Genomic DNA, 1,247 nt, shown 5'->3' with positions numbered 1-1,247 from the left:
CCCTCCAACCCCACCTCACCACCCTCACCAACGCCCTCAACCACCCCCACCAACACACCCCCACCCCACCACCCACCCACTAACGACCTCGCGCGGAAGCGGATCTTGAGCATGCGATGACCTTGCTTCGTGGCACTTGGAGATCTGACGGATGCACAGTGGGCGTGCCTGGCACCGCTGTAACCCAGGAGCAAGAAGCCGGGCCGACCGCCGATATGGACCAGGCGGCTGCTGATCGAGCGTGTCCGTTCCGGTCGTCCCGTCGCCCATGTCGCGGCCGAGATGGGCATCTCGCGGCCCACCGCCCACAAGTGGCTGCGCCGCTGGCGACAGGAGGGGGAAGCCGGCCTGCACGACCGGTCCAGCCGGCCCCGCACGACGCCACACCGCACTCCGGCAGCGTTGGAGGCCCGGGTCTGCCGCCTGCGGCAGGACCGCAAGCTGGGGCCGGCCCGCATCGGCCCGACCCTGGGCATGCCCGCCTCCACCGTCCACCGGGTCCTGACCCGGCACGGCCTGAACCGTCTGGCCTTCATGCACAGGCCCACCGGACAGGTCATCCGCCGCTACGAACGCAGCCGGCCCGGCGAACTGATCCACGTCGACGTCAAGAAACTCGGCCGCATACCCGACGGCGGAGGCTGGCGTGTCCACGGCCGTGCCGCCTGCCCCGACCGACGTCGCACGACCGGCTTCGACTACATCCACTCCGCAGTCGACGACCACAGCCGCCTCGCCTACAGCGAGGTCCACCCGGACGAGAAGGCCACCACCTGCGCGGCCTTCCTGACACGGACCGCAGCCTTCTTCGCCACCTGCGGCATCCGCCCCATCGAACGTGTCCTGACCGACAACGCCTGGCCCTACCGCAAGAGCTTCGCCTGGCGGCAAGCCCTCGCCGACCTCGGAGCGACCGGCAAACTCACACGCATCTACCGGCCGCAGACCAACGGCAAGGTCGAACGCTTCAACCGCACTCTGCTCGACGAATGGGCCTACCTGCGGCCCCACACCACCAACGACGAGCGCACCGCAGCCCTGGCAGACTTCCTCCACACCTACAACCACCACCACTGCCACACCGCACTCGGCGGCCAGCCACCCGTCAGCCGCGTCAACAACACTTCAGATCAATACACCCAGAGCCGCGGGCTAGTACTGCAACGGTGTTTTCCGTGACGGTTGGGCAGGTCGGTCGTTGGTCAGTTCATGGGTGGGGAGCTTGCTGATGTCCGATCGTGGGCTGG

General features: G+C 68.1%; 1 protein-coding gene. It reads left to right on the top strand.

What is annotated here, in order from left to right; translation table 11 throughout:
- Positions 1-213 precede the first annotated feature (213 nt).
- On the top strand, positions 214-1,179 hold the full coding sequence (locus tag ACIQ7Q_RS34950; RefSeq protein ID WP_403871513.1) for an IS481 family transposase: 966 nt from the start codon (positions 214-216) through the stop codon (positions 1,177-1,179).
- The last annotated feature ends 68 nt before the right edge of the window (positions 1,180-1,247 follow it).

Source organism: Streptomyces sp. NPDC096176 (genome assembly GCF_044763255.1).
GTDB lineage: Bacteria > Actinomycetota > Actinomycetes > Streptomycetales > Streptomycetaceae > Streptomyces.
This window is presented reverse-complemented; position numbering and strand designations above follow the sequence as displayed.